Origin of the sequence: Sphingomonas sp. C3-2 (genome assembly GCF_033025475.1) — a bacterium.
Lineage (GTDB): Bacteria > Pseudomonadota > Alphaproteobacteria > Sphingomonadales > Sphingomonadaceae > Sphingobium_A.
Genome location: NZ_CP130322.1, coordinates 1,544,364 through 1,570,212, shown reverse-complemented (window position 1 = coordinate 1,570,212; position 25,849 = coordinate 1,544,364). Strand labels below are relative to the sequence as shown.

The 25,849-nt window shown below is 65.2% G+C and carries 25 protein-coding genes; 16 read left to right on the top strand and 9 right to left on the bottom strand.

The window, feature by feature from the left end:
• Nucleotides 1-90: 90 nt before the first annotated feature.
• The gene (locus QYC26_RS07645; RefSeq protein WP_317514797.1) at nucleotides 91-1,263 is read left to right on the top strand and encodes a glycosyltransferase family 4 protein; all 1,173 of its coding nucleotides are present in this window, start codon (nucleotides 91-93) and stop codon (nucleotides 1,261-1,263) included.
• Between the two features lie 67 nt (nucleotides 1,264-1,330).
• The gene (locus tag QYC26_RS07640) at nucleotides 1,331-2,122 is read left to right on the top strand and encodes a transglutaminase-like cysteine peptidase (RefSeq protein ID WP_317514796.1); all 792 of its coding nucleotides are present in this window, start codon (nucleotides 1,331-1,333) and stop codon (nucleotides 2,120-2,122) included.
• Between the two features lie 10 nt (nucleotides 2,123-2,132).
• Here the strand turns inward: QYC26_RS07640 and QYC26_RS07635 are convergent, their stop codons facing one another.
• The 3 genes from QYC26_RS07635 to QYC26_RS07625 all read right to left on the bottom strand — a co-directional run bounded on the left by QYC26_RS07635 (nucleotide 2,133) and on the right by QYC26_RS07625 (nucleotide 4,976).
• Nucleotides 2,133-3,446, bottom strand: coding sequence for an amidohydrolase (locus QYC26_RS07635; RefSeq protein ID WP_317514795.1), 1,314 nt, complete (start codon nucleotides 3,444-3,446; stop codon nucleotides 2,133-2,135).
• 2 nt (nucleotides 3,447-3,448) lie between these two features.
• Nucleotides 3,449-4,117 carry a DUF4893 domain-containing protein gene (locus tag QYC26_RS07630; protein ID WP_317514794.1) on the bottom strand — a complete coding sequence of 223 codons (669 nt, stop codon included), beginning with the start codon at nucleotides 4,115-4,117 and terminating at the stop codon, nucleotides 3,449-3,451.
• Nucleotides 4,118-4,190: 73 nt separating this feature from the next.
• Nucleotides 4,191-4,976 (bottom strand): 3-hydroxybutyrate dehydrogenase, encoded by a 786-nt coding sequence (locus tag QYC26_RS07625; RefSeq protein WP_317514793.1) that lies wholly within the window; start codon nucleotides 4,974-4,976, stop codon nucleotides 4,191-4,193.
• Nucleotides 4,977-5,158: 182 nt separating this feature from the next.
• Between QYC26_RS07625 and QYC26_RS07620 the strand changes: the two genes are divergently transcribed.
• From QYC26_RS07620 to pip, 12 genes are all read left to right on the top strand, one after another.
• Nucleotides 5,159-6,055: a neutral zinc metallopeptidase gene (locus QYC26_RS07620; RefSeq protein WP_317514792.1), complete on the top strand. Its 897-nt coding sequence runs from the start codon at nucleotides 5,159-5,161 to the stop codon at nucleotides 6,053-6,055.
• Nucleotides 6,056-6,201: 146 nt separating this feature from the next.
• Nucleotides 6,202-6,612, top strand: coding sequence for an Rrf2 family transcriptional regulator (locus tag QYC26_RS07615; protein ID WP_317514791.1), 411 nt, complete (start codon nucleotides 6,202-6,204; stop codon nucleotides 6,610-6,612).
• A complete protein-coding gene (gene sufB / locus QYC26_RS07610) occupies nucleotides 6,612-8,081 on the top strand; it encodes a Fe-S cluster assembly protein SufB (RefSeq protein WP_317514790.1) in 1,470 nt (489 codons plus the stop codon). The genes QYC26_RS07615 and sufB overlap by 1 nt, the downstream gene beginning before the upstream one ends.
• Nucleotides 8,082-8,119: 38 nt before the next feature.
• Nucleotides 8,120-8,863, top strand: coding sequence for a Fe-S cluster assembly ATPase SufC (gene sufC / locus QYC26_RS07605; RefSeq protein WP_317514789.1), 744 nt, complete (start codon nucleotides 8,120-8,122; stop codon nucleotides 8,861-8,863).
• Nucleotides 8,860-9,624, top strand: a complete 765-nt coding sequence (locus QYC26_RS07600) for a SufD family Fe-S cluster assembly protein (protein ID WP_317514788.1) — start codon at nucleotides 8,860-8,862, stop codon at nucleotides 9,622-9,624. The genes sufC and QYC26_RS07600 overlap by 4 nt, the downstream gene beginning before the upstream one ends.
• Nucleotides 9,621-10,835, top strand: coding sequence for a cysteine desulfurase (locus tag QYC26_RS07595; protein WP_317514787.1), 1,215 nt, complete (start codon nucleotides 9,621-9,623; stop codon nucleotides 10,833-10,835). The genes QYC26_RS07600 and QYC26_RS07595 overlap by 4 nt, the downstream gene beginning before the upstream one ends.
• A gap of 11 nt (nucleotides 10,836-10,846) precedes the next feature.
• Entirely contained in the window at nucleotides 10,847-11,329 is a 483-nt protein-coding gene (locus QYC26_RS07590) for an SUF system Fe-S cluster assembly protein (RefSeq protein WP_317514786.1), read from the top strand.
• Nucleotides 11,329-11,691: a HesB/IscA family protein gene (locus tag QYC26_RS07585; protein ID WP_317514785.1), complete on the top strand. Its 363-nt coding sequence runs from the start codon at nucleotides 11,329-11,331 to the stop codon at nucleotides 11,689-11,691. Before QYC26_RS07590 ends, QYC26_RS07585 begins: the two co-directional genes overlap by 1 nt.
• Before the next feature lie 114 nt (nucleotides 11,692-11,805).
• Nucleotides 11,806-12,474 (top strand): pyrimidine 5'-nucleotidase, encoded by a 669-nt coding sequence (locus QYC26_RS07580; RefSeq protein WP_317514784.1) that lies wholly within the window; start codon nucleotides 11,806-11,808, stop codon nucleotides 12,472-12,474.
• A 2-nt stretch (nucleotides 12,475-12,476) separates the two neighbouring features.
• On the top strand, nucleotides 12,477-13,316 hold the full coding sequence (dapD, locus tag QYC26_RS07575) for a 2,3,4,5-tetrahydropyridine-2,6-dicarboxylate N-succinyltransferase (RefSeq protein ID WP_317514783.1): 840 nt from the start codon (nucleotides 12,477-12,479) through the stop codon (nucleotides 13,314-13,316).
• Nucleotides 13,317-13,594: 278 nt separating this feature from the next.
• The gene (locus tag QYC26_RS07570) at nucleotides 13,595-14,878 is read left to right on the top strand and encodes an acetyl-CoA hydrolase/transferase family protein (RefSeq protein ID WP_317514782.1); all 1,284 of its coding nucleotides are present in this window, start codon (nucleotides 13,595-13,597) and stop codon (nucleotides 14,876-14,878) included.
• Between the two features lie 54 nt (nucleotides 14,879-14,932).
• Complete coding sequence (gene pip / locus QYC26_RS07565; protein ID WP_411197647.1) at nucleotides 14,933-15,880, top strand: prolyl aminopeptidase; 948 nt, start codon at nucleotides 14,933-14,935, stop codon at nucleotides 15,878-15,880.
• A gap of 21 nt (nucleotides 15,881-15,901) precedes the next feature.
• Here pip and QYC26_RS07560 read toward each other — a convergent pair whose 3' ends face one another.
• The 3 genes from QYC26_RS07560 to QYC26_RS07550 are packed head-to-tail and all read right to left on the bottom strand — an operon-like array spanning nucleotide 15,902 to nucleotide 21,675.
• Entirely contained in the window at nucleotides 15,902-17,329 is a 1,428-nt protein-coding gene (locus QYC26_RS07560) for an efflux transporter outer membrane subunit (RefSeq protein ID WP_317514780.1), read from the bottom strand.
• Nucleotides 17,322-20,495: a multidrug efflux RND transporter permease subunit gene (locus QYC26_RS07555; RefSeq protein ID WP_317514779.1), complete on the bottom strand. Its 3,174-nt coding sequence runs from the start codon at nucleotides 20,493-20,495 to the stop codon at nucleotides 17,322-17,324. The genes QYC26_RS07560 and QYC26_RS07555 overlap by 8 nt, the downstream gene beginning before the upstream one ends.
• Nucleotides 20,496-20,508: 13 nt before the next feature.
• Complete coding sequence (locus tag QYC26_RS07550; RefSeq protein WP_317514778.1) at nucleotides 20,509-21,675, bottom strand: efflux RND transporter periplasmic adaptor subunit; 1,167 nt, start codon at nucleotides 21,673-21,675, stop codon at nucleotides 20,509-20,511.
• A 118-nt stretch (nucleotides 21,676-21,793) separates the two neighbouring features.
• Here QYC26_RS07550 and QYC26_RS07545 point away from each other — a divergent pair, with 118 nt between their 5' ends.
• The gene (locus QYC26_RS07545; protein WP_317514777.1) at nucleotides 21,794-22,444 is read left to right on the top strand and encodes a TetR/AcrR family transcriptional regulator; all 651 of its coding nucleotides are present in this window, start codon (nucleotides 21,794-21,796) and stop codon (nucleotides 22,442-22,444) included.
• Between the two features lie 21 nt (nucleotides 22,445-22,465).
• Here the strand turns inward: QYC26_RS07545 and QYC26_RS07540 are convergent, their stop codons facing one another.
• Nucleotides 22,466-23,347: an acyl-CoA thioesterase II gene (locus tag QYC26_RS07540; RefSeq protein WP_317514776.1), complete on the bottom strand. Its 882-nt coding sequence runs from the start codon at nucleotides 23,345-23,347 to the stop codon at nucleotides 22,466-22,468.
• Between the two features lie 75 nt (nucleotides 23,348-23,422).
• Nucleotides 23,423-24,190 (bottom strand): thioesterase family protein, encoded by a 768-nt coding sequence (locus QYC26_RS07535; protein WP_317514775.1) that lies wholly within the window; start codon nucleotides 24,188-24,190, stop codon nucleotides 23,423-23,425.
• Nucleotides 24,191-24,284: 94 nt separating this feature from the next.
• On the opposite strand from QYC26_RS07535, the gene QYC26_RS07530 reads away from it, so the two are divergent.
• Nucleotides 24,285-25,535 carry a TetR/AcrR family transcriptional regulator gene (locus tag QYC26_RS07530; RefSeq protein ID WP_317514774.1) on the top strand — a complete coding sequence of 417 codons (1,251 nt, stop codon included), beginning with the start codon at nucleotides 24,285-24,287 and terminating at the stop codon, nucleotides 25,533-25,535.
• Here QYC26_RS07530 and QYC26_RS07525 read toward each other — a convergent pair.
• Nucleotides 25,532-25,750: a hypothetical protein gene (locus QYC26_RS07525; protein ID WP_317514773.1), complete on the bottom strand. Its 219-nt coding sequence runs from the start codon at nucleotides 25,748-25,750 to the stop codon at nucleotides 25,532-25,534. The two genes, QYC26_RS07530 and QYC26_RS07525, sit on opposite strands and share 4 nt — an antisense overlap.
• Nucleotides 25,751-25,849: the final 99 nt, after the last annotated feature.

Sequence of the window (25,849 nt, the reverse complement as noted above, 5' to 3'; positions counted from 1 at the left end):
GCGAAATACCTGCCCCGATACCACCGAAGGTGGCGCGACGTTGAGGTGTGATAGGCGCTAGTTTTCCCCGGTTCTTGGGGATTTGCGGCTATGTCGAGCGTGGCGGCGGGGGCGGCCGGACAGGGCGAATGGCAGAATGACAAGGCGGCCGTGCGCCTGCCGCATATTTGCTTTTTGTTACCGGGGTTAAGCGCGGGTGGTGCCGAGCGCGTCGTCAACATTCTGGCCAATCGGCTGGTCGAGACCGGCTGGACGGTCACGCTGGTGACGCTCGCCGCGCCGGGGGAGGCCCCCTATTATCAGTTCGCGCCCGAGGTTTCGGTCGTGGGCCTTGGCCTGCCGCCCGCACCGCGCGGGCGCGTGGGCGGCATGGTCGCCGCGATCCGACGGGTGCTCAAAATCCGGCAGGCCTTTGGCAAGGCCAACCCCGATGTGATTGTGAGTTTTCTGACGCGCACCAATATTCTGGCGTTGATCGCGATGCTGGGGACGGGGGTGCCGATCATTATATCGGAACGCAACAACCCCGAATTGCAGACGGTGGGGGCAATCTGGGCCTGGCTGCGGCGCCGCCTTTACCCGCGCGCCTTCGGGCTGGTGACGATCACGCAAGGGGCGATGGACTGGTATCCGCGATCACCGCGCCAGAAACAGTGGGTGATTCCCAATCCGGTGATGGTGCCGCCAATGGGGCCGCGCAGGCGCCACGCGCACAAGACGATCGTGGCGGTGGGGCGATTGGTGCCGCAAAAGGGGTTCGATCTGTTGCTGGAGGCGTGGGCGCGGATCGCTGCCGACTGCCCCGAATGGCGGCTGGTGATCTGGGGCGAGGGGGAAGAGCGCAAGGTGCTGGAGGCGCAGATCGCGCGGCTGGGGCTTGCCGACCGCGTGGCGCTGCCCGGGCTGACGCCGACGCCCGGTGGCTGGGCTGTGGAGGCCGATTTGTTTGTCCTCTCCTCGCGCTTCGAGGGCTGGGGCAATGCGCTGGCTGAAGCGTTGTCGGTTGGAATTCCGTCGATCTCCTTTGATTGCGACTGGGGGCCGGGGGTGCTGGTGGCGGATGGCCAGAACGGCCTGCTGGTGCCGCCGGGCGATGTCGCGGGGCTGGCCGAAGGGCTGCGCCGGCTGATGGCGGATGCGGGCCTGCGTGCGCGGCTGGGGAAGGCGGCGCAGCAATCGATGGTGCGCTACACGCCCGACGCGATCCTTGCCGAGTGGAAGCAGGCGATCGATGCGGGGGTGCGCGCGGCGCGGCACCGGTGACGGCGCGCTTGCACCGACGGGTTTTTCGCGGCTAGGCCAAGCCCGGTAATCAGGGCAGGGTCGAGACGTGAAACGGATATTCTTTGCCGCTCCGGCGCTGCTTCTCCTCCCCATGCCGCTGGGCGCGCAGGATGTGCCTGTCGCGGCGGAACTGGCCGACACCGATGCCGCCGCTGTCGAGGCGGACGCGGCATGCCCTGCCGCGCCGGCTCCCTCAACCCAGGCGGTGTTGCCCGGATCGGGGCTGCAGATCGATCTGCCGGGCGAGGATGCGGGGGGCGAGACCGTCTGTCCCGAGCCCGCGCCGCCGCCGCCACCCCGGCCGCCATCGCCTGATATCTTCCGCTCGGTTGCGGTGGCGATCGGCGCGACCACGCTCGATGCGCGCTGGCGCGCGGTGCGCGCGGCGCCGATGGACGCGCACGGCCCCTGGGCCGATCTGATCGCCCAGATCGCGGTGGCCGACCGCTCGGAACAGATCCGGCTCGTCAACAACTGGGTGAACGCCCGGATCGCCTATGTCGACGATGGCGACGATGACTGGGCGCCGATCGAGGCGACCTTTGCGCGCGCGGCAGGCGACTGCGAGGATTATGCCATCGCCAAGATGCAGATATTGGAAAAGGCGGGCGTGCCCTTTTCGGATCTCTATTTCGTGATCGTGCGCGATCAGCCGCGTCAGGCCGACCATGCGGTGCTCGCGGTACGGCTGGGGGACGCCCTCTACATCCTCGATAGCCGGACCAACCGGCTGCTACGCGACGCGATGGTGAGCGATTACAAGCCGATCCTCAGCTTTAGCGGCGATTACGCCTGGACCCATGGCTATCGTAGCGGTGCGTTGACCATGGGCCGTTAAGCGCGGGCGATCAGCTCTTCTTCAATATGTCGAGCGCGGCGGCGGTGAGGGCTTCGGTGGCCGTCGACACCACCTGCTGCGCATCGGGCGCCCAGAAGGGCGAGTGGAGCGAGGGCAGGCGCGTGGGATCGCCACCGGCCTTTTCATAATCCGCCGCCGGCACCCCGCCGACCCAGAAGATGAGGCTCTGGACCGACTTGTCGGCGAGATAGAAGCGGCTGAAATCCTCACCCCCCATCACCGCCGGGGTGTCGATCACGCGGTCCGTGCCGAAGCGCGTTTCGAACAGCGTCTTCATCTGTCCGGTCAGCGGTTCGGTGTTGAAGGTGGAGGGGGTATAATCGGCATCGATCGTCATCACCGGCATCCGGTTTTCCGGTACGCCGGCGGCGATCGCCTCGCCCTTGGCGATCCGGGCGATGCCGTCGAGCAGCAGCTTGCGCGTTTCGGGCGAATAGCTGCGCACGGTCAGCTGCAGTCGGGCCTCGTCGGGAATGATGTTGTGCTTGGCGCCCGCCTGGAAGCTGCCGACGGTGACGACCGCAGCGTCCTGCGGATCAACCTCACGCGCGACCAGCGTCTGGAGCGCGGTGACGATGCGCGCGGCGAGCACGATCGGATCGCGCGTGGTTTGCGGATAGGCGCCGTGGCCGCCCAGCCCACGGATGGTGAGATCGACCGAATCGACATTGGCGAGCGCATAGCCCGACTTGATGCCGATCGTGCCGGCCTTGATCCCGGCGGCGTCGTGAAAGGCGATCACCGTCTGGGGCTTGGGAAAGCGGGTGAACAGCCCGTCGTCGAGCATCGCCTTGGAACCGCTGCCGATTTCCTCGGCCGGCTGGGCATAGAGGACGAGCGTGCCCGACCATGAACTGCGCAGCGCGGCGAGGCGGCGCGCGGCGCCGACCAGCGCGGTCATATGCGTATCATGCCCGCAGGCGTGCATGATCGGTGTCGGCTGCCCCTCGGGCGTCTTGCCGGTGGCCTTACTGGCAAAGGGTAGGCCGGTCTGTTCGGGAACGGGAAGCCCATCCATGTCGGCGCGCAGCGCGAGCACCGGGCCGGGGCCGTTCTTCAGCACCGCGACCACGCCGGTCTTGCCGACGCCCGTCGTCACCTCGAAACCCAGCTTCTTGAATTCGGCTGCAAGCTTGGCCGCGGTCTTCACCTCTTCGAAACTGAGTTCGGGGTTGGCGTGGAGATCGCGGTAAAGGCTCATCAGCGCGCCCATATCGGCGGCGACGGCATCGCGCAGCGGCTCGGCCGAGGCGGGGGCGGCCGCAAAGAGCAGCGGCAGGGCCAGCAAAAGACGGCGCGACATGTTCATTCTCCCCCTTTGGCGACGGCAGGCCGGAAGGGCGGGGCCGCAGGTGTGATCTCGACCAGATCGAGCATCGATTCAAAGCGTGGATAAGGGAGCACCAGCCGCCAGCGTTCGGCGCCGATCCGCTCGATCGCGCCCGCCATGTCGCGTTCGCTGTCGCGCCCATAATCGAGCGCGCGTGTCTCATCGCCCAGCATCAGCGTGCCGAGGAAGATCTGGCGGCCATTCTGACCGTTGAAGATCAGCCCGGTGGGGCGTTGCGCGCCCGAGAGCTGGGCGAAGCTGGAGAGTTCGCCCTCGCTGGTGACCGCGCACGGATAAGCGGGATAGTGACGATAGGCGGCGGTGCCGGCCTGCGCGGTGCCGAGCTTGACGATCCGGCAGGTATAGTGGCCCGGCGGCAGGGCGCCGCGCACCCCGGCATCGGGATCGACCAGCGCGCCTTCGCTCTGCAGCGCGGCGTCGTGCCCGCGCGCGCGCGCCTGATCGAGCGCATCAACAAAGGCGACGCGCCATTCGCGCAGCCGCTTGCGATCCTCTGGCGTCGCCACGCCGCGCCAGTCGGTGGTTTTCGGCGCGGCGAGCGTCACCGGACCGGGGGCCGCCCCTCCCTTGCTGCATCCTGCCAGCAGCAGCGCCGGCAGGATCAATCTTGTTATCTGCACCATGTGCGACCGTTATTCCCGGTTGTTGGACGGCGAGAATAGCAGCGCTTTGGCGCTTGGGAAGCCGGGCGGCGCGTTATTGCGCGGTCCAGCCGCCATCGAGGCTCATATTGGCGCCGGTGATCGCCGAGGCTTCGTCGCGACAAAGATAGAGCGCCATCGCGGCGACCTGATCGACCGTCACGAACTGCTTGGTCGGCTGCGCGGCAAGCAGCACATCGTTGATCACCTGTTCGCGGGTCAGGCCGCGCGTCGCCATCGTATCGGGAATCTGCTTTTCGACGAGCGGGGTCCAGACATAACCGGGGCTGATCGCGTTCACCGTGATGCCGTGCTGCGCGGTTTCGAGCGCGACCGTCTTGGTGAGCCCCGCCACCCCGTGCTTGGCGGCGACATAGGCCGATTTGTTGGGGCTGGCGATGAGCGAATGCGCCGAGGCGGTGGAGATGATGCGGCCCCATTGCTTCGCCTTCATCAGCGGCACGACATGCTGCATCATGTGAAAGACCGAGCTGAGGTTGATCGCGAGGATCGCGTTCCATTTCTCGACCGGGAAATCCTCGACCGGGCTGACATGCTGGATGCCGGCATTGTTGATGACGATATCGGGCCCGCCCAGTTCGGCATGCGCGGTTTCGACCATCGCGGCGATCGCCGCGCCATCGCCCATATCGGCGGCCGAATAGAGCGCGCGCGCGCCGCTCAGCGCCTCAAGCTCCTGGCGTTCCTTTTCGATCGCATCGGCGTCGCCAAACCCGTTGATCATCACGCTGGCCCCCGCATGGGCCAATGCGCGTGCGCAGGCGAGGCCGATTCCCGAGGTGGAGCCGGTCACGATCGCGGATTTGCCTTTCAGGAACATGGGGCACCTTTCTCTTTGTCGATATTTTTGTTTGCCGAACGGCAACGGATGATATGCGGCGGTATTGTTGTACCGGGATGGCGTTTGCCGCAAGGGCAAGGCCGCGCTTGTGCGGGCGCATTGCTCAACCCGGAATTTTGCGTCATCACCATTTGCGAAACTGCGTCAGAAGGGGATGGTCCGTGCGGCTTGACGACGAACAGGAAAGCACCAGCTTCGAAGACCGCACCAGCGGGCGCGGCGGCATGGGGTTCCCCATGGGCGGCGGCGGATTGCGGCTGGGCGGCGGCAAGATGGGGTGCGGCACGATCGTGATCCTGCTGGTGGCGGCGCTGATCTTTGGCATCAATCCGCTGCAACTGATCGGCGGGCTCGACAATGGCGGGGTGCAGCAGGCGCCCACGGGCCAGATCGCGCCGCCGGCGGGCGACACCGGCGGATCGACCATCGACCCGCAGATGCGCAGCACCATCCTGAAGGTGCTCGGTTCCACCGAACGCCGCTGGACCGACATGTTCGCGGCGCAGGGCCAGACCTATGAAAAGCCGGTTCTGGTCTTTTATTCGGACAATGACCGTTCGGGCTGCGGCGCGGCGATGGCGGCGATGGGGCCGTTCTATTGCCCGGCCGATCACCGCATCTATCTGGATGTGAGCTTTTTCGACGAGCTGGCCAACCGCTTTGGCGCCAAGGGCGATTTCGCCGGGGCTTATGTGATCGCGCACGAGGTGGGCCATCATGTCCAGACGATCACCGGCATCGCCGACAAGGTGCGCCAGGCGCAGTCGCGGGCGAGCGAGGCTGAGGGCAATGCGCTGCAGGTGAAGATGGAGTTGCAGGCCGACTGCTTTGCCGGGGTCTGGGCGAAGAACGACCGCAACCTGATGGAGCCGGGCGACCTCGAGGAAGGGCTGACCGCCGCCAATGCGATCGGCGACGATACGCTGCAGCGTTCGGCGGGCCGCCGTCCGGTGCCCGAAAGCTTTACCCATGGCACGTCCGAACAGCGCATGCAGTGGCTGAAACGTGGCTATGAGACGGGTGATCCGGCGCAGTGCGACACCTTTGGCCGGCTCTGATCGACTGAAAGGGTGAAAGCGGGGCTTTGCAGGCCCCGCCATATGGTGCCTTGATCCGGCGGCGCTGCGTCGCCATATGGCAATCGGAACGAATCAGTCCGATTGTGCGCGCAGGGCCTTGGGCCGCGTGCCGGAACAAGGAAGCCATGCGTCTTTCGAGTCTAGCCGATTATGCCGTTGTGATGATGTCGGCTGCCGCGCGTCATTGCGGGCAGGCGAAGATCACCGCGACGACGCTGTCGGCCGAGACGGGCATTCCGCTTCCCACCGCACAGAAGCTGGTGAGCCGGCTGGCCGCCGCCGGGCTGCTCGAATCGAGCCGTGGCACGGGCGGGGGCATCCGGCTGGCGCGGCCGCCCGCCGCGATCAGCCTTGTCGATGTGATCGAAGCCGTCGAAGGGCCGATCGCGATGACGGCCTGTGCCGAACACGGCGCGCATGACTGCGCGCTTGAATCAGATTGCCGCGTCAAGCCGCACCTTGCGGCGGTGAACGGCGCGGTGCGGGGCGCGCTTGCTGGCGTGAACCTCGCCACACTTTCCCGGAGCAGTATTTGATGGCCACCAAGAATGCCGAGGCGCTCGCCGCCGCCGAAAAGCTGAGCCAGTATGAATGGGGCTTTTCGAGCGATGTCGAACAGGAATTCGCGCCCAAGGGGCTGAACGAAGACACTGTGCGCTTCATTTCCGCCAAGAAGAACGAGCCCGAATGGATGCTCGAATGGCGGCTGAAGGCGTTTCGCCTGTGGCAGACGATGGAGACGCCCGACTGGGCGATGCTGTCGATCCCGCCGATCGACTATCAGGACGCCTATTATTACGCCGAGCCCAAGAAGAAGGCCGAGCTCAATTCGCTCGATGAACTCGATCCCGAGATTCTCGCCACCTATCAGAAGCTGGGTATCCCGATCGCCGAGCAGGAAGTGCTCGCGGGCGTAAAGGGCGCGCGCAAGGTGGCCGTCGACGCGGTGTTCGACAGCGTTTCGGTGGCAACCACCTTCCGCAAGGAGCTTGAGGAAGCGGGCGTCATCTTCCGCTCGATCTCCGAAGCGATCCGCGAATTCCCCGAACTGGTGAAGAAGTGGCTGGGCAAGGTCGTGCCGCAGCACGACAATTATTTCGCGACGCTCAACTGCGCGGTCTTTTCGGACGGCACCTTCGTCTACATTCCCGAGGGCGTACGCTGCCCGATGGAACTGAGCACCTATTTCCGCATCAACGCGGAAAATACCGGCCAGTTCGAACGCACGCTGATCGTTGCCGAAAAGGGCAGCTACGTCTCGTACCTCGAAGGTTGCACCGCGCCGATGCGTGACGAGAATCAGCTCCACGCCGCGGTGGTCGAGCTGGTCGCGCTCGACGATGCCGAGATCAAATATTCGACCGTCCAGAACTGGTATCCGGGCGATGCCGAGGGCAAGGGCGGCATCTATAATTTCGTGACCAAGCGCGCGCTGTGCCAGGGCAAGAACAGCAAGGTTTCGTGGACGCAGGTGGAAACCGGTTCGGCGATCACCTGGAAATATCCCAGCTGCGTGCTCGCGGGCGAAAACAGCGTCGGCGAATTCTATTCGGTGGCGGTGACCAACAACCACCAGCAGGCCGATACCGGCACCAAGATGATCCATCTCGGCAAGAACAGCCGTTCGACCATCGTGTCGAAGGGGATCAGCGCCGGGGTTTCCAACAACACCTATCGCGGCCTCGTGCGCGTCGGGCCGACGGCCGAGAATGTCCGCAACTTCACCCAGTGCGACAGCTTGCTTCTGGGCGACAAATGCGGTGCGCACACCGTGCCCTATATCGAGGTGAAAAACCCGAGCGCGCAGATCGAGCATGAGGCGACGACCTCGAAGATCAGCGACGACCAGATGTTCTACGCGATGCAGCGCGGGCTCGATCAGGAATCGGCGGTGGCGCTGATCGTCAACGGCTTTGCCAAGGAAGTGCTCCAGCAGCTTCCCATGGAATTCGCGGTCGAGGCGCAGAAGCTGCTCGGCATCAGCCTTGAAGGCTCGGTTGGCTGAACGCCACGCACGATACGAACGGAACTGAAAGACAGTAGATGCTCAAGATTGAAAACCTTCAAGCCGAAGTCGACGGCAAGCCGATCCTCAAGGGCCTTTCGCTCGAGATCAACGCGGGTGAGATCCATGCGATCATGGGCCCCAATGGCGCGGGCAAGTCGACGCTTGCCTATACGCTGGGCGGGCGCCCAGGCTATGACGTGACCGGCGGTTCGGCGAGCCTTGAGGGGCAGGACCTGCTCGACATGGAGCCGCACGCGCGCGCGGCGGCGGGCTTTTTCCTCGGTTTTCAATATCCGGTCGAAATCCCCGGCATCTCCAACGTCCAGTTCCTCCGTGAAAGCCTGAACGCGCAGCGCAAGGCGCGGGGCGAGGAACCGCTTTCGGGCGGCGCCTTCCTGAAGCTGGCGCGCGAAAAGGCCGATCTTTTGGGCCTCGACATGGAAATGCTGAAGCGCCCGGTCAATGTCGGCTTTTCGGGTGGTGAGAAGAAGCGCAACGAGATGGTCCAGATGGGGATCCTCGACCCCAAGCTCGCCGTGCTCGACGAAACCGATTCCGGCCTCGACATCGACGCGCTGCGCGTGGTGGGCGAGGGGATCAACGCGATCATGCGCCGCCCCGACAAGGCCGTGCTGCTGATCACCCATTATCAGCGCCTGCTCGATTATGTGCAGCCCGATTTCGTCCATGTGCTGGCGGCCGGGCGGATCGTGCGTTCGGGCGGGCCCGAGCTTGCGCTCGAGCTGGAGCGCGAAGGCTATGCGCAGGTGGTGGCGTGACGAGCCCGCTTGCCCTGCCCACGCGCAAGGACGAGGCGTGGCGCTATAGCGACCTCGAGGCACTGGCGCGCGTCTGGCCCGATGTGCCGGGCAAGCGCGAGGCGATCGATGTCGCGGCGGGTGAAAGCATCACGCGCATCGTCGTGCAGGATGCGGGCGACGTAGGCGCGGTGACGGTGGAGGATTACACCATCACGCTGGGCCGCGACGCGCGCGCCGAATTCTACATCCTCAACACCGGCGGGCAGTTCGGGCGGATCACGCTCGACGTCACGCTGGCCGAGGGCGCGCATTTCGAGATGGGCGGCGCGATCATCGGCGGTGAAACCCAGACGCTCGAGATCGTGACCACGGTGCGCCACATGGAGCCGGGGGCGACGAGCAACCAGACGGTGCGCTCCGTCCTCGCGAACCGCGCGACGGGCAGCTATCTGGGCAAGATTTTGGTGGCGCGCGATGCGCAGAAGACCGATGCCGCGCAATCGGTGAAGGCGATGCTGCTTGACCGCACGGCGACAGCCAACGCCAAGCCCGAGCTGGAAATCTATGCCGACGACGTGAAGTGCGCACACGGCGCAACCGTTGGCGAGCTCGACAAGCACGCGCTGTTCTATCTCGCCAGCCGGGGCCTGCCGCCGGCGGACGCCAAGCGGCTGATGCTGAAGGCGTTCGTGGCGGGCGTCTTCGACGGCATTGCCGACGAAGCCGAGCGGGCCCGTGTCGAGCAAGCCGGGCTGGCCGCGCTGGAGAAGCTGTTGTGAGCGTACTGACCGATACCCGCCCGCTCGACCATGTCAGCGATTTTCCCGCGATCCCGACGGGCTGGGCCTATCTCGACACGGCGGCGACCGCGCAGAAGCCGCGCGCGGTGATCGATGCGATCACGCGGGGCTACGGCGAAACCTATGCCACGGTGCACCGCGGCGTCTATCAGCGTTCCGCCGAGATGACGATTGCCTTCGAGGCGGCGCGCAAACGGATCGCCGGTTTCATCGGCGCGGGCGCGCCCGAAGAGATCGTGTTCACGCGCGGCGCGACCGAGAGCATCAACCTCGTCGCCAACAGCTGGGGCAACACCCATTTGAAGGCGGGCGACCGCATCCTCTTGTCGCTGCTCGAGCATCATTCGAACATCGTGCCCTGGCAGTTGCTGCGCGATCGCACCGGGATCGAGATCGACGTTGCCCCGCTGACCGAGGACGGCAAGATCGACCTCGATGCCGTCGAGGCGATGCTGACGCCGCAGCACAAGCTGGTGGCGCTGGCGCATGTTTCGAACGTGCTGGGGTCGGTGCTCGACGTGAACCGCGCGGCCAGGCTGGCGCACGGCGTGGGCGCGAAGCTGCTGCTCGACGGGTGTCAGGCGGTGCCGCGCCTGCCGGTGAACGTCGCCGAGATCGGTTGCGATTTCTATGCTTTTTCGGGGCACAAGCTGTACGGCCCCACCGGCATCGGCGTGCTGTGGGCCAAGCCCGATATTCTCGATGCGATGCCGCCCTGGCATGGCGGCGGTGCGATGATCGACCGGGTGACGTTTGAAAAGACCACCTATCTGCCCGCACCCGCACGTTTTGAAGCAGGCACGCCGCATGTGGTGGGGGTGATCGGGCTGCACGCCGCGGTCGATTATGTCGAATCGATCGGGCTCGAGGCGATCCATGCGCATGAAACCGCACTGGTGCGCGCCGCGCGCGCCGCATTGTCGGAAATCAACAGCGTGATGCTTTTCGGGCCGGAGGATTCGGCCGGGATCGTGAGCTTCGGGATCAAGGGGGTTCATCCCCATGACATCGGCACCATATTGGACGAGAGCCATGTGGCGATCCGGGCTGGCCATCACTGCGCGCAGCCGCTGATGGCGCATCTGGGCGTCCATGCGACCGCCCGGGCCAGCTTTGGCATCTATAACGGCGAGGCGGACGTGGCCGCGCTTGCCAAGGGCATTGAACGCGTAACGCGCATTTTTGGGTGAAGGGCTTTCGGGTGAACGAAGAACACAAGATCGAGGTCGAGCAGGTGACCGAGGCCGTGAAGCCGCCCAAGGCGCGTGTCGACGATGCCGTGGTGGAGGAAAGCCCGCGCGAGACGATGGAACGCAAGCGCGACTATCTGGAAGGTTTCCTGTCGCAAAAGCCTGTCGACCAGGCGGCGGGCGAACCCGGCGGCGATCTGTACGAAGCCGTGATCACCGCGCTCAAGGAAATCTATGACCCGGAAATTCCGGTGAATATCTATGACCTTGGCCTGATCTATGGGGTCGACATCACGACCGATGGCCATGCCGTCGTCACCATGACGCTGACCACGCCGCACTGCCCGGTGGCGGAATCGATGCCGGGTGAGGTGGAACTGCGCGTCGGCGCGGTGCCGGGAATCGGTTCGGCCGAAGTGGCGCTGGTCTGGGATCCGCCATGGGACCCGCAGAAAATGTCGGACGAAGCCAAGCTCGAACTGGGAATGCTCTGATGGCCGAAACGACCACCCGGACCCGCGCGCGCCCGTCGGCGGTGACGCTGACCGCAAACGCCGAGGCGCGCATCGCCAAGCTGATGGGGCTGGCGCCCGAAGGGACGCTGGGGCTGAAGCTGTCGACGCCGCGCCGTGGCTGTTCGGGGCTGGCCTATTCGGTCGATTACGTCACCGAGGCGGCGTCGTTCGACGAACGCATCGAGACGCCCGCCGGCCCCTTTTTCATCGACGCCGCATCGGTTCTGTACCTGATCGGATCGACGATGGACTGGGTGGAGGATGACTTCACCGCCGGGTTCGTCTTCGAAAACCCCAATGCCAAGGGCGCGTGCGGCTGCGGCGAGAGCTTCACCGTCTGACCGGCGCAATCCCGGCCGGAAAGCCATGATGACGCGAACCAAAGCCCCGGCATCGGGGCGAGATGCGCCTGCGCGCTGTTTCTTTGCGGGGCGCTTTGGGGTAGAGGCGCGGCCATGATCCGCGCTCTTTCCCATGTCCGCACCTGGATCTTCGATCTCGACAACACGCTCTATCCGCCCGTGGCCGACCTGTTCGGGCTGATCGACGATCGGATGGGTGCCTATATCGCCGAGCTTCTCGCCTGCGACCCGATCGAGGCGCGGCGGGTGCAGAAGGAATATTTCCTCGCGCACGGCACGACGCTGGCCGGCTTGATGCAGGATCACGGCGTCGATCCGCACCATTTTCTCGATTTCGTCCATGACATCCCGCTCGACCGGATTGCGCCCGACAGGACCGTGATCGACCGGATCGCATCGCTGCCCGGGCGCCGGATCGTCTTCACCAATGGCGATGCCGAATATGCCGGGCGCGTGCTCGACAAGCTGGGGCTGAACGGCCTGTTCGAGACGGTGTACGATATCCACCAGCTCGATTACCGGCCCAAGCCGATGGCGCCGGGATATCGGCGGATGTGCGATACGCTCGAGATTGCGCCGCGCGAGGCGCTGTTCGTCGAGGACATGGCGCGCAATCTGGTTCCCGCAAAGGCGCTGGGGATGACGACGGTCTGGATCAATAATGGTTCGGAACTGGGCGGAGAGGGTGTTCAGGCCGACATGATCGACTATGAGACCCCCGAACTTGGCCAATGGCTGCAACATGTAATCGAGGGCGAATGACCATGAGCGACAATCTTCAGGCAGTGATCGAACAGGCGTGGGACGCACGCGACACGCTGGGTTTCGACACCAAGGGCGAAGTGCGCGACGCCGTGAACCACGCGCTGGCCGCGCTTGACGCCGGCACCGCGCGCGTTGCTGAGAAGGTTGGCGGCGAATGGGTGGTGAACCAGTGGCTGAAAAAGGCGGTTCTGCTGTCGTTCCGCCTGAACGACAATGCGCTGATCGCCAACGCCCCGGGTGCGGCGCACTGGTTCGACAAGGTGCCCTCGAAATTCTCGGGCTGGGATGAGGCGCAGTTCCGCGCCGCCGGTTTCCGCGCGGTTCCCGGTTCGGTGGTGCGCGCGGGCGCGCACGTCGCCAAGGGTGCGGTGCTGATGCCGAGCTTCGTCAACATCGGTGCGTTCGTCGGCGAAGGCACGATGGTCGACACCTGGGCAACCGTCGGCAGCTGTGCGCAGATCGGCAAGAATGTGCACCTTTCGGGCGGCGTTGGCATTGGCGGCGTGCTCGAGCCGCTGCAGGCCAACCCGGTGATCATCGAGGATAATTGCTTCATCGGTGCGCGTTCGGAAGTGGCCGAGGGCGTGATCGTCGAGGAAGGCGCCGTGCTGTCGATGGGCGTTTATCTGGGCGCATCGACCAAGATTGTCGACCGCGCGACGGGCGAAGTCTTTATCGGCCGCGTGCCGAGCTATGCGGTGGTCGTCCCCGGTGCGCTGCCCGGCAAGCCGCTGCCCGATGGCTCGACCGGCCCGTCGCTGTACTGCGCGGTGATCGTCAAGCGCGTCGACGCGCAGACCCGCGCCAAGACCGGTATCAACGAACTGCTGCGCGACTGATCGCAGCGGCCTGAAAAACATCATGGTCCGGCGGCGATGTGCCACCGGACCATGATGCCGAATCGGTGCCCTGAAAGGACGTGATCCGTTTGGGTCGCACCCCCTTTGTAGGCGGATAACCGGCCCCGGCTGTGCGCCACCGCACAGCCATGGTAAATTTGCGGTGAACGGAGCCGTTTTGGCTTATCAACTCCGGATGGATGCGCCACTATTTGCGCAGAACCAGTTTGCGGAGTTTGTTCATGAACGCGCCCGATGCGCTCTATAAAAATCGTTTGATGTCGTCCCAAAATGCCGCTGCGCTCATCCCTTCGGGCGCGAAGCTGGCAATGGGTCTTGGCGTGTCCCAGCCACCCGCGCTGCTGGCGGCACTGGCCGCCCGCGCCGAGGGTGGTGATCTGACCGATGTGCGCCTTTATTATCTGCTGTCGACCGCGATCGCGGGGGATACGATCTTGCGGTATGAGCTGCTTGACCGGATCACGCCGATGAGCCTGTTTCACGGCGGCGTCGAGCGCGCGCTGGACAAGCGGCTGGTGGCGGATGGGCGCGCGCCGCTCGACGTGGTGCCGACCGCGTTCAGCCACGCGCCGCGCCTGTTGTGCGACGAGATCGATATCGACAGTTTCGTCACCACCGTTTCGCCGATGGATGCGGACGGCAATTTCAGCTTTGGCACCGACACCGATTATGCGCTGGCCTGCGCGCGCCACGCCAGGCGCGTGATCCTTGAGGTTAATCCCAATATGCCGCGCGTGTTCGGCAACTGCACGGTCCATGTGTCGGAAGTGACCGCGATCGTCGAAAATCCGCAGCCGCTGCTGAGCGTGTCTGCGGCTCCCCCGCGCGGGCCCGATATCACCATCGGCAACATCATCGCGGACATGGTGCGCGACGGCGCGTGCCTGCAGATGGGGATCGGTGCGCTGCCCGATGCGGTGTGCGTCGCACTCAAGGATCACCGCCATCTGGGTATCCATACCGAGCTGATGACGCCGGGGCTGGCCGCGCTGATGCGCGCCGGCGTTGTGGATAACAGCCGCAAGCAGATCGATACCGGCAAGGGCATCTATACCTTCGCGATGGGCGATCAGGCGCTCTACGATTTCATCCACGAGAACCGCGATCTCGAGGCGCATCCGGTGGATTATGTGAATGATCCCGCGGTGATCGCGCGCAACGACAATATGGTTTCGGTGAACGCGACGATCCAGATGGACCTTTCGGGCGCGTGCAATTCGGAATTCATGGGCGGGCGCCAGTTCAGCGCGGCGGGCGGGCAGCTCGATTTCGTGCGCGGGGCCTTTGCGTCGAAGGGCGGCATGTCGATCATCGCCTGCCATTCGACCGCGGCGGGCGGCAAGGTATCGCGCATCGTGCCCGCGCTCGACGGCCCGGTGACCACGCCGCGCAACGATACCCAGATCGTGGTGACCGAGCATGGCTGGACCAATTTGAAGGGCAAATCGATGCGCGAACGCGCCGCGGCGCTGATCGGCATCGCGCATCCCGATTTCCGCGAGGAACTGGAACGCGCGGCGCACGCGCAGGGCCTCGGCTGAGCGCTTGCTTCGGGGGCTGGGCGGGCGCAAGTAATTGCCATGACGAACCAGCCCCTGAAAACGCTTTATCCGCCCATCGAACCCTATCGCTCCGGCCATCTCGACACCGGGGATGGCCATAGCGTCTATTGGGAGCAATGCGGCAATCCCGACGGCATCCCCGTCGTCTTCCTGCACGGTGGCCCGGGGGCCGGGTGCAGCCCGCAGCATCGCCGGCTGTTCGATCCCGCGCGCTACAACATCATGTTGTTCGACCAGCGCGGCTGCGGCCGCTCGCGTCCCCATGCCGAGCTGGAAAACAACACGACCTGGCATCTGGTGGCCGATATCGAACGGCTGCGCGACATGGCGGGGGCGGAGCAATGGCTGGTGTTCGGCGGATCATGGGGATCGTCGCTGGCGCTGGCCTATGCCGAAACGCATCCCGAGCGCACGAGCGGGCTGATCCTGCGCGGCATCTTCACCGTCCGCCAGAGTGAGATCGACTGGTATTATCAGGAGGGCGCCTCGTGGCTTTTCCCCGATCTGTGGGAAGGCTTCCTGGCCCCCATCGCCGAGGACGAGCGCCATGATCTTGTGGGCGCCTATCGCCGCCGCCTGACGCATGACGATCCGGCGGTGCGCATCGAGGCGGCGCGCGCGTGGAGCCGGTGGGAAGGCAGCACGATCAAGCTGGTGCCCGACGCGGCGCTGATCGACAGCTTTACCGGCGACGAATTCGCCATCGCCTTTGCCCGCATCGAAAACCATTATTTCGTGCACAAGGGCTGGCTGGAAGACGAGCAGCTGATCCGCAACGCGCACCGGCTGAAGGATATTCCCGGCGTGATCATCCAGGGGCGCTATGATGCGGCGACGCCGCCCAGGACGGCGTGGGACCTGCACCGCGCCTGGCCCGAGGCGGCGTTCCACATGATCGGCGATGCCGGCCACGCCTATGACGAAGCCGGCATTCTGGACCAGTTGATCCGCGCGACCGACGGTTTCGCGGACAAGCTGTAAGCGCGTACGGCGCAGCCCCGATCAGGGCTGCGCCGTTATCGACCGTTCGACCACGCCGCCGCCCAAGGCGACATAGAGCGTGACGAGATTTTCGGCCTCTGCCCGGCGGAGCTGGAGCAGCGCCTGCTCGGCCGAGAAGAGGTTGCGTTCGGCGTCGAGCACCTCGAGATAATCGGCCACGCCCTCGCGGTAGCGGGTGCGCGCGAGATTGGCGATCCGGCGCTGCGCCTCGGTGCCGCGTTCCTGCGCCGACACCTGTTCGGCAAGGTAACGACGCCCGGCAAGCGCGTTCGACACTTCCTGAAACGCGGTCTGGACGGTTTTCTCATAGCTTGCGACCGCGATATCCTCGCGCGCCTCGGCCACGCTCAGGCTGCCTTTGCGGCGACCGAAATCAAAGATCGGCAGCGAGATAGACGGGCCGAAGCTCCATGTCTTGCTGTTGGCGCCGAACAGATCGTCGAGATCGGTGGACGAGAAACCGGCATTGCCGGTGAGCGAAATGCTCGGGAAGAAGGCGGCGCGGGCGGCGCCGATATTGGCGCGCGCCGCGCGCAGGCGTTCCTCGGCGGCGATGATGTCGGGCCGCGCGACCAGCAGCTCGGACGGCAGCCCGGCGGCGATGCGTGTGCTGTTTTCCTGTGCGGCCAGCGGCAGCGGCGGCGGGAGCGTCGACGGAACCGTGCCGCCGATCAGGACCGAGAGGAAATTGTCGGCCTGCGCCTTTGCGAGGCGGAGCGCCGCAAGTTCGGTTTCGGCCTGGGTGAGCAGGCTTTCGGACTGACGGAAATCGAGCGCCGAGGTAACGCCCGCATCAAGGCGGCGCTTGGCGATCCGCAGACCTTCCTGGCGCGTGCGGACGGTGCCTTCGGCCAGCGCCATGCGTTCCGCCGCTTCCCGGCCCGAAAGATAGGCCGAGGCGACGTCGCGGATGAGCGACAGGCGGAAGGCGCGTTCGCCCTCGACCGTTGCCAGATATTGCGCGCGCGCGGCTTCGGACAGGTTGCGCACCCGGCCCCAGAAATCGATCTCGAAGCTCGATACGCCGACCCCGACCGAATAGCGGTTGAGCGTGACCGTGCCGTTGCCGAACCCCGTCGTGCCCAGCGTCATCCGATTGCGCGAGGCATCGGCCGAAGCCGCGATGGTGGGCAGGCGATCGGCGTCCTGGATGCGGTACTGGCCGCGGGCCTCCTCGATCTGGGCAAGCGCGACACGCAGATCGCGGTTGTTCGAGAGCGCGTGCTCGACAAGCGCGGCCAGTTGCGGGTCGACGAAGAAGTCGCGCCAGCCAATATCGCTCGCCCGTTTGCCGAGCGTTACCTCATCGGCATAGGTGGCGGGATAGTCGGGCGCGGTCGGCAGATCCGGACGGACATGCTTGGGCGCCATCTGGCAACCGGCGAGCAGCGCCAAAAGGGGCAGGGAAAGGGACAGGGCCTTATGCATGGCCGGGCTCCGGTTCGTGATGACCCTTCTCATTGGGTGCGGGCGGACGGCCCTTTGACAGCCATTTGCGCACCGACAGATAGAAGAGCGGAATGAAGAAGATACCGAGGATGGTGGCGGCGATCATGCCCCCCATCACGCCGCTGCCCACCGCGATGCGGCTGGCCGCGCCGGCACCGCTGGCGATCGCGAGCGGGACCATGCCGAGGATGAAGGCGAGCGAGGTCATGATGATCGGACGCAGGCGCATCTTCACGGCATCGAGCGTAGCCTCGAGCGTGGATTTGCCTTCGGCTTCCTGCTCGATCGCGAACTCGACGATGAGGATCGCGTTCTTCGCGGCAAGCCCGATGATCGTGATCAGGCCGACGTTGAAATAGACGTCTGCCGAAAGCCCGCGGAGCATCGAGAAGAGCACCGCGCCGAGCACGCCCAGCGGCACCGCGAGGACGACCGCAACCGGGACCGACCAGCTTTCATAGAGCGCCGAGAGCAGCAGGATGACGACGACGAGCGAAAGGGCAAGCAGCGCGCCGATCTGGCCGGCGGACTGTTTTTCCTCATAGGAAATGCCCGTCCATTCAAACGCAAAGCCTGCGGGCAGGTTCTTGGCGAGACGTTCCATCTCGTCCATCGCCTCACCCGTCGACTTGCCGGGAGCGGCGCTGCCCGAGATCGTCATGGCGGGATAGCCATTGTAACGGACAAGCTGTTGCGGCCCCGACGTCCAATCGACCTGGGTGAACGCGCCGAAGGGAACCATCGCGCCCTCGGCATTGCGGACCTTGAGGTCGAGCACATCCTGCGGGGTCATGCGATAGGCGCTATCGGCCTGGAGCAGCACCTGCAGCACACGGCCGTCGCGGTTGAAGTCGTTGGCATAGGCACTGCCAAAGGCGATCGCGAGCGTGGTGTTGACGTCGCCGATCGACAGGCCGAGCGCGCGCGCCTTGATCCGGTCGATATCGACGCGGAGCTGGGGCGAGCCTTCGGGTTCGTCGGGGCGGACGCCGGTCAGCACCTTGCTCTGCATCGCCGCGCCCAGCATCATGTTGCGGGCGTTGAGCAGCGCGTCATAGCCCGCGCCGCCGCGATCCTGCAGCTTGAACGAAAAGCCGCTGGCGGTGCCGAGTTCGGGGATGGGCGGCGGGTTGATCGCGAAGACAAAGGCTTCCTTGATCCCCATCAGCGCGCCCATCGCCTTGCCGACGACGGTCTGGGCGCTGTGTTCGGCGCCCTTGCGTTCCTCCCACGGCTTGAGCGAGCCGAGCGCCATGGCGTTCGCCTGACCCTGGCCAAAGAAGCTGAAGCCACGGATGACGATCAGATTCTGCATTTCGGGCTGCTGCGCATAATAGGCGCGCATCTGCTCGATCGCCTTGTCCGTCTGCTCGCGGGTCGAGCCCGGAGGCGCCTGGACGACGCTGATCAACGTGCCCTGATCCTCTTCGGGCAGGAAGCCGCCGGGAAGACGGGTGAACAGCAGCATGGTGATGCCGCACAGCAGCACGAAGATGCCGAGCCAGCGCACCGGCTTTGCCAGGATCTTGCCGACATTGCCCTGATACTGATCGGTCGTGCGGCCGAACCAGCCGTTGAAACGGTCGAAAAAGGCGCCCGTCTTGCGGTTGAACCAATTGTCCTGCCGCTGATCAGAGGGGACATGCGGTTTGAGGAAGGTGGCGCACAGTGCCGGCGTCAGCGTGAGCGCCAGCAGCGCGGAGAAGCCGATCGAGACGATGAGCGTGACCGAGAACTGGCGGTAGATCTGCCCGGTCGAACCGGGGAAGAAGGCCATCGGCACGAACACTGCCATCAGCACCAGCGTGATGCCGATGATCGCCGAGGTGATCTGCGACATCGCCTTCACGGTCGCCTGATAGGGCGACAGATGTTCCTCGACCATGATGCGTTCGACATTCTCGATCACGACGATCGCATCGTCGACGAGAATACCGATGGCAAGCACCATGCCGAAGAGCGAGAGCACGTTGATCGAGAAGCCGAAGAGCCACAGGCCGAGACAGGCGCCGGCGAGCGCGATCGGAACGACGATCGTCGGAATGATCGTGGCGCGCCAGTTCTGAAGGAACAGGAACATCACGAGGAAGACGAGCGCCATCGCTTCGACGAGCGTCTTCACCACTTCCTTGATCGAGCTCTGAATGAAGGGGGTGGTGGTGAAGGGGACGGTCCACTGGATGTCTTCGGGGAAGCTGGTGGCCAGTTCCTGCATCCGTTCCTCGACGCCGCGCGCGGTGGACAGCGCGTTGGCGCCCGGGGTCAGCTGGATGCCGAGACCCGTCATCGGCTTGCCGTTGAGGGTGGCGTCGGTGAGATAGGATTTTGCGCCCAGTTCGACGCGCGCGACATCGCCCAGCGTGACCGCCGAGCCATCGGGGTTGGCGCGCAGGATGATGTTGGCGAACTGTTCGGGCGTGCTGAAGCGGCTCTGGGTGACGATCGTCGCGTTGAGCGCGGTATCCTTGGCAAGCGGCAGATCACCGAGCGCGCCGCCCGCGCTCTGGCTGTTCTGTTCCTTGACGGCGGCAAGCGCCTCGGCCGCGGACAGCTTGTAATTGGCAAGCTTTTGCGGATCGAGCCAGATGCGCATCGCATAGGGCGAACCGAAGACGCGGATATCGCCAACGCCCTGTACGCGGCGCAGTTCGTCGACCACGCGGTTGTTGGCGAAGTTGCCGAGATCGAGCGTGCTGGTGGCGCCGGTCTTCGACTGGATCGCGACGACCATGAGGAAGCCGCTCGAGGCTTCGTTGACGAGAATGCCCTGGCGACGGACCTCTTCGGGCAGGCGCTGTTCGACGGTGCGCAGGCGGTTCTGCACGTTCATCTGCGCCGTATCGATGTTGGTCCCGGTTTCGAACGTGACCGAGATCGACGCCGCGCCGTTCGAGAAGCTGGTCGACGACATGTAGAGGAAACCCTCCACGCCGTTCAGTTCCTGCTCGATGACCTGGGTGACGTTCTTTTCAAGCGTTGCCGCGTCGGCCCCCGGATAGGTGACGCTGATCGTCAGCGAGGGCGGGGCGATGTTGGGATATTGCTCGATCGGCAGCGCGCGCAGCGCGATGATGCCCGCGAGCGTGATGCAGAGCGCGACGACCCACGCGAAGACGGGGCGGTCGATGAAGAAGCGGGGGGACATGGCTCAGCCTCCCTCAGTTCGCCGGGGCGGCGGGCTTGGCTGCAGCCTTGGGGGCGCCTGCGATGCGCACCGGAATGCCCGGCTTCACCTTTTGCAGGCCGTTGACGATGACGCGGTCCCCCGGTTTCAGCCCCTCGCGGATCACCCATTGCGAACCGCGCAGATCGCCCAGCTTGACCTCGCGGACGGCGACCATGTCCTTGTCGCCGACGACCATGACGCTGGCGCCCTGTTCGGCAACCTTGACCGCGGTCTGGGGCACGAGGATGCCGTCGGGGCGGACACCGGCCTTGATCCGCGCGCGGACGAACTGACCGGGCAGCAGAACGCGGCCGGGATTGGGGAATTCGGCGCGAAGCGCGGCGGTGCCGGTGGATTCGTCGATCGACATGTCGAGGAAGTCGATATGACCGGCAAGGCCGTATGGCGACCCGTCCTCAAGCACCAGATCAACCTCGACCCGGTTGGCGTCATAGGGGATGTCGAGGCGGCCCGCCTGCGCGTCGCGGCGGATGGCGATAAGGTCGGAGCTCGACTGCGAGAAATTCACATAGATCGGGCTGAGCTGCTCGATCGTGGTGAAGAGCGTGCCGCCCGATGCCGAGACCAGCGCGCCTTCGGTCACCTGCGCCCGGCCGGCGCGGCCCGAAATCGGCGCGGTAACGGTGGCATAGCCGAGGTTGAGGCGGGCGGATTCCACTTGCGCCTTGGCCAGCGCGACATCGGCCTGCGCGGTGCGCTGGCGCGCGACAGCGGCGTCATATTCCTGTTTCGAGATCGCCTGATCGGCGATCAGCCCCTTGTACCGATCGACATCCTGCTGGGCGTTGGCCGCCGTTGCCTGATTGCGCGCAAGCGTCGCGAGCGAGGCGTTGAGGCTGGCGCGCAACTCGCGCGGATCGATCTGGAACAGCGGTTGGCCCGCGCGGACATCGGTGCCTTCCTCGAACAGGCGGCGTTCGACGATGCCGTTCACGCGCGCGCGCACCTCGGCGGTGCGGATCGCCTGGACCCGGCCCGGCAGCTCGATGACATTGTCGATCGCCTGCGGCTTGATCGTGACAACCTCCACCTCCGGCGGCGGCATGCTCGGCTGTTCGCCGCCCGAACAGGCGCTGAGGGCAAGGAGCATGCTCGCCAGCGCGATGCCGGTCGTTCTTCCCAGGATGGTCCGACGCATATGTGTAATTCCCAATGGGTTTCGGCACGAGGATCATGCCATAATCGATATGAAGTTGCACGCGGATGTAATGTAACGTACATTACAGGTCAATGAACAAACTGAAAGGGAGAGTCGGGTGCAGGCCAAGGCTCTGAGACATCCCCACGATGCGCCCCCCAATTGTGATGGGCGCAGGGAAGATCGCAGGCGCGCCATTCTGGATGCAGCGGAAACGCTGTTCATCGAACAAGGTTTCGCGAAGGTGAGCCTTGCCGCGATTATCCGGCGCTCCGGTGGCTCGCTTGCAACAGTCTATGAACTGTTCGGCAACAAGCACGGCCTTTTGCGCGCGGTGGTGGAACGCGACAAATATGAGGGCCGCGAGGCGCTTGAAAACGAGATGGCGCAGATCGACTCTGCGGCTGAGATCCTGCGCATGATCGCGGACCGCGTATTGCTGCGGATGACGGAATCGCGCGCGATCGCGATCCTGCGTATCGTGATTTCGGAAAGCATGACCGACCCCGAATTCGCGCGGGATTTTTACCGCGAGGTACATCTTCAGCGGGTGGCCGAGGTGGCGGGGCTGTTCCGCGAATGGAACGAGGATGGGCGCGCCCAGATCGACGAACCCGAAGCCGCCGCCGAACTCTATATCGCGATGGTGATGGGCGATGCCGAGCTGAAGGCGATGCTTGGCGATCGTAACGATCTGGACCTTGGAGCGCTGAAGAAGCGGCTGAACTGGCGGATCGACATCTTCATCCAGCACTTCAAGATCAAATAGACGCGCAAAGGCGTTGCCGGTTCAGGGCCGCAGCCGGATCAGCCCTTCCTGTGCCGCACTCGCAACCAGACGGCCGTCGCGTGTGTAGAAACTGCCGCGGTTGAAGCCGCGCGCATGGCCGGTCCACGGGCTGTTGGTGGTGAAGAGCAGCCAGTCGTCGGCGCGCAGATCCTCGTGGATCCACAGCGAATGATCGAGGCTGGCGCTCTGGAAATTGGGCATCGACCAGTCGATCCCGTGCGGCAGCGTCGAGGTGCTGAGCAGCGTCATGTCCGAAACATAGGCGAGGATGGCGCGGTGTACCTCGGGATCGTCGCCCAGCGGGGCGACCGCGCGCATCCAGTAATGCTGGATCGGCGGACGCTTCGCCTCGACATTGCCCCAGCGCGAGGCGACCGGGCGGATCTCGATCGGGCGCGGCCGGGTCAGCCAGCTGAGCAGATGGGGTTCGATCGTCGCGGCGTTGGCGCGGACATGCTCGACCTCGGCCATCAGCGCCTCGGGCGGCGGCACGTCGGGCATTTCCTCCTGATGCGCAAGGCCTTGTTCGGGCGTCTGGAACGAAGCCGCCATGTTGAGGATCGGCACGCCCTTTTGCAGCGCGATGACCCGCCGCGTGGCGAAGCTGCGTCCGTCGAAGTCGCGCTCGACGCGGTAGATGATCGGCAGCGAATCATCGCCGGGGCGCATGAAATAGGCGTGGAGCGAATGCGCGATGCGTTCCCCCTCGACCGATTTGGTGGCGGCGGACAGCGCCTGTGCGATCACCTGCCCGCCAAATACGCGGCCACGCCCCTCGGGCAGCTTGTCGCCGCGATAAAGGTCCCGGTCGAGTTCCTCGACATCGAGCAGCGCTTTCAACTGATCGACAAGCTGCTGGGGCGTGGAGTTTGCGTCGGCCATAGGTTCTGGCGCCTTTTCACATGGATCGGAAATAAGAGGATAGGGGGACGAGGCGGTCCGCTGCAAGCGCGGGCATCAGATGAAGAGCGCGACGCTTTGCATCCCGGTGGCGACCGGGGTGCCGTCGCGGTTCCAGATCGTCATCACCTGGCTGGAGCAACCATTGCGGGCATAGTCCGCGCGCGAGCGGAGCAGCCACCAGCCATCGGTGGTCGCGGGCGCCGGGGTCAGCAGGTTGATGAGCCAGGTCATCGAACTGATCGGGCCGCGTTCGTGCGCAAGGCACAGCGCGCCGGGGGGCAGGGCATCGCCGATCGCGATCAGCGCGGTCATCGGATCAACGCCGTCGCGTTCCTTCAACCGTGTCCAGCGGATAAGATCGGCGCTGGCCCTGTCGGTGCCGGCGTCGAAATGATCGAAGTTGCGCGTGAATTCGGGGGCTTCGCGCGGGACATGCGCCGCCACCGATTCCGGAAAAACGCTCGGCGCGGGCAGGTCGACATGGTCGATATGCGAGGCGAGCGCATCCATGAAGACGAAGGTGGCGCTGAGCGCGAGCCCCGCTTCGCCGTATATATCGGTGCGGATGAACGCCGCCGTGCGCCCGCGGCGGAGCAGCTGCGACCGCGCGGTCGCGCGCCCGGCGAGCGGACCGACAAAGGAAATCTGCGCGGTGCGCAGCGCCGGAAGATCGGGGGCGACGGCATGCGCGCTGTGGAGCGCGAGCGCGCTCGACAGGCCGCCATAGGCGGTGCGCCCCTGCATCCAGTTGGCCGGAATGTCGAAGGCGAAGCCATCGGGGTGCCGTTCGACCACGGCGAGGATCTGGAACAGGCTGGTCACACGCACCTCCTCATGGGGTGCCAAGGTTAGCCGCACCTGCAGAGGCTGCAAGACTGTCTGTTCGAACTTTGGCCATGATGCTAGATTTGGCGGCATGTTGGGGAATACCGATAAACCGAAAAAGGCTGTCACGCCGCGCTACCGTGCCAAGCGTGATCTCATCCTCGACGCGGCGGCGCGCCGGATCAACGCGGCGGGGGCGCATGGCATGACGCTGGGTGATGTGGCGGCAAGCGTCGGGATGAATGCGACCAGCGTCACCTATTATTTCCGGCGGCGCGAGCAGCTGGCGGCGGCATGCTACGACCAGTCGCTCGACCGGATCGAAGGCATCGTGACCGATGCCGAGCGGGCAGCGGGACCGCGCGAGCGCGTGCGCGCCTATGTCGCCGCGCATTTCGCGCAACATGCGGCGATCCGCGCGCAGCACGCACGGCCCTGTGCGGTATTGTCGGACCTGCGCGCGCTGGACGGCCCCGAACGCGCGGCGCTCGCCGAACGCTATCGCGGGCTGCTGCGCCGGATTCGCGGCTTTTTCGGCAATGGCGACAAGGCGCTGCTGACCGCGCGGACGCATGTTCTGGTGGAGGCGACGCTGTGGCTGCCGAGCTGGCTGAACCAGCACGATCTGGACGAATATCCCCGCCTGTCGGCGCGTATGGTCGAACTGTTCGATGGCGGTCTGGCGCTGCCGGACGCGGCCTGGGCGCCGCGCCGCACGCGGCTGGATCCGGGGATGGCGGCCGACGAGGATGGTGCCCGGCACAATTTCCTGATGGCGGCGACGCGGCTGATCAACGAGCGTGGCTATCGCGGGGCGTCGGTGGAGCGGATCGCGTCCGAACTCAACGTCACCAAGGGCAGCTTCTACCACCATCTGGGCGGCAAGGACGAACTGGTGGTGGATTGTTTCACGCATAGTTTCGACGTGCAGGTTGCGGCGCTGCGGTTGGCGGAGGCGGCCGGGGGCAGCCAGTGGGAAAAGCTGTGCAGCGCAATGGCGATGCTGCTCGACGTCCAGTTTTCCGATCAGGGGCCGTTGCTGCGCACCACTGCGCTCCACGCGCTGCCGCCCGATCTGCGCGGGCAGATGGCGGCGCGCACCAACCATCTGACGCGGCGGCTGGCGGGGATGGTGATCGACGGGATCAGCGAGGGGACGCTGCGCGCGATCGACCCGCTGGTGGCGAGCCACGCGCTCGCGGCGATGCTGAACGCAGCTTATGAACTGCGCAACTGGGCGGGCGAGCGCCCCGACACACCAAGCGCCATTGCCGATTATGCATCGACCTTGTGCCACGGCCTGTTCGCGGCCACGCCGCTCGTGGATCGGCGGGCGGGCTAGAGCCCGAGCCGCGCCATCAAATCCCCCGGCGCCGCAGCCTCTGCGAGCGGGAGCGAGAGATCGCAAAAGGCGCACTGCGCGGAAATCCGCCCGATATGCCAGTTGCTGTTGCCGCAACCGGGGCAACGATTGGGTTCGGCGCGGTGATACATGATCCGATATCCCGACAGCGCTGGTTCGATGGCGCGGCGGATCGGCGGGTCGGCGAGATGCATGGCATGTCCCCTTCGTTCTCACTGTCGAGGGATATACGCGCCGACCAAGCGTTTTGTTTCGTCGGCGAGCCGCCTAAATTGCCCGATCCCGTTCGGGGG

What these genes read in the sequence shown, in the direction of transcription:
- QYC26_RS07625 (WP_317514793.1), bottom strand. Translation starts at nt 4,976, where the DNA reads ATGTTCCTGAAAGGCAAATCCGCGATCGTGACCGGCTCCACCTCGGGA.
- QYC26_RS07540 (WP_317514776.1), bottom strand. Translation starts at nt 23,347, where the DNA reads ATGGCCGACGCAAACTCCACGCCCCAGCAGCTTGTCGATCAGTTGAAA.
- QYC26_RS07550 (WP_317514778.1), bottom strand. Translation starts at nt 21,675, where the DNA reads ATGCGTCGGACCATCCTGGGAAGAACGACCGGCATCGCGCTGGCGAGC.
- QYC26_RS07570 (WP_317514782.1), top strand. Translation starts at nt 13,595, where the DNA reads ATGTCGTCCCAAAATGCCGCTGCGCTCATCCCTTCGGGCGCGAAGCTG.
- QYC26_RS07630 (WP_317514794.1), bottom strand. Translation starts at nt 4,117, where the DNA reads ATGGTGCAGATAACAAGATTGATCCTGCCGGCGCTGCTGCTGGCAGGA.
- QYC26_RS07560 (WP_317514780.1), bottom strand. Translation starts at nt 17,329, where the DNA reads ATGCATAAGGCCCTGTCCCTTTCCCTGCCCCTTTTGGCGCTGCTCGCC.
- QYC26_RS07580 (WP_317514784.1), top strand. Translation starts at nt 11,806, where the DNA reads ATGATCCGCGCTCTTTCCCATGTCCGCACCTGGATCTTCGATCTCGAC.
- QYC26_RS07530 (WP_317514774.1), top strand. Translation starts at nt 24,285, where the DNA reads ATGTTGGGGAATACCGATAAACCGAAAAAGGCTGTCACGCCGCGCTAC.
- QYC26_RS07585 (WP_317514785.1), top strand. Translation starts at nt 11,329, where the DNA reads ATGGCCGAAACGACCACCCGGACCCGCGCGCGCCCGTCGGCGGTGACG.
- QYC26_RS07645 (WP_317514797.1), top strand. Translation starts at nt 91, where the DNA reads ATGTCGAGCGTGGCGGCGGGGGCGGCCGGACAGGGCGAATGGCAGAAT.
- QYC26_RS07555 (WP_317514779.1), bottom strand. Translation starts at nt 20,495, where the DNA reads ATGTCCCCCCGCTTCTTCATCGACCGCCCCGTCTTCGCGTGGGTCGTC.
- QYC26_RS07635 (WP_317514795.1), bottom strand. Translation starts at nt 3,446, where the DNA reads ATGTCGCGCCGTCTTTTGCTGGCCCTGCCGCTGCTCTTTGCGGCCGCC.
- dapD (WP_317514783.1), top strand. Translation starts at nt 12,477, where the DNA reads ATGAGCGACAATCTTCAGGCAGTGATCGAACAGGCGTGGGACGCACGC.
- sufB (WP_317514790.1), top strand. Translation starts at nt 6,612, where the DNA reads ATGGCCACCAAGAATGCCGAGGCGCTCGCCGCCGCCGAAAAGCTGAGC.
- QYC26_RS07615 (WP_317514791.1), top strand. Translation starts at nt 6,202, where the DNA reads ATGCGTCTTTCGAGTCTAGCCGATTATGCCGTTGTGATGATGTCGGCT.
- QYC26_RS07525 (WP_317514773.1), bottom strand. Translation starts at nt 25,750, where the DNA reads ATGCATCTCGCCGACCCGCCGATCCGCCGCGCCATCGAACCAGCGCTG.
- sufC (WP_317514789.1), top strand. Translation starts at nt 8,120, where the DNA reads ATGCTCAAGATTGAAAACCTTCAAGCCGAAGTCGACGGCAAGCCGATC.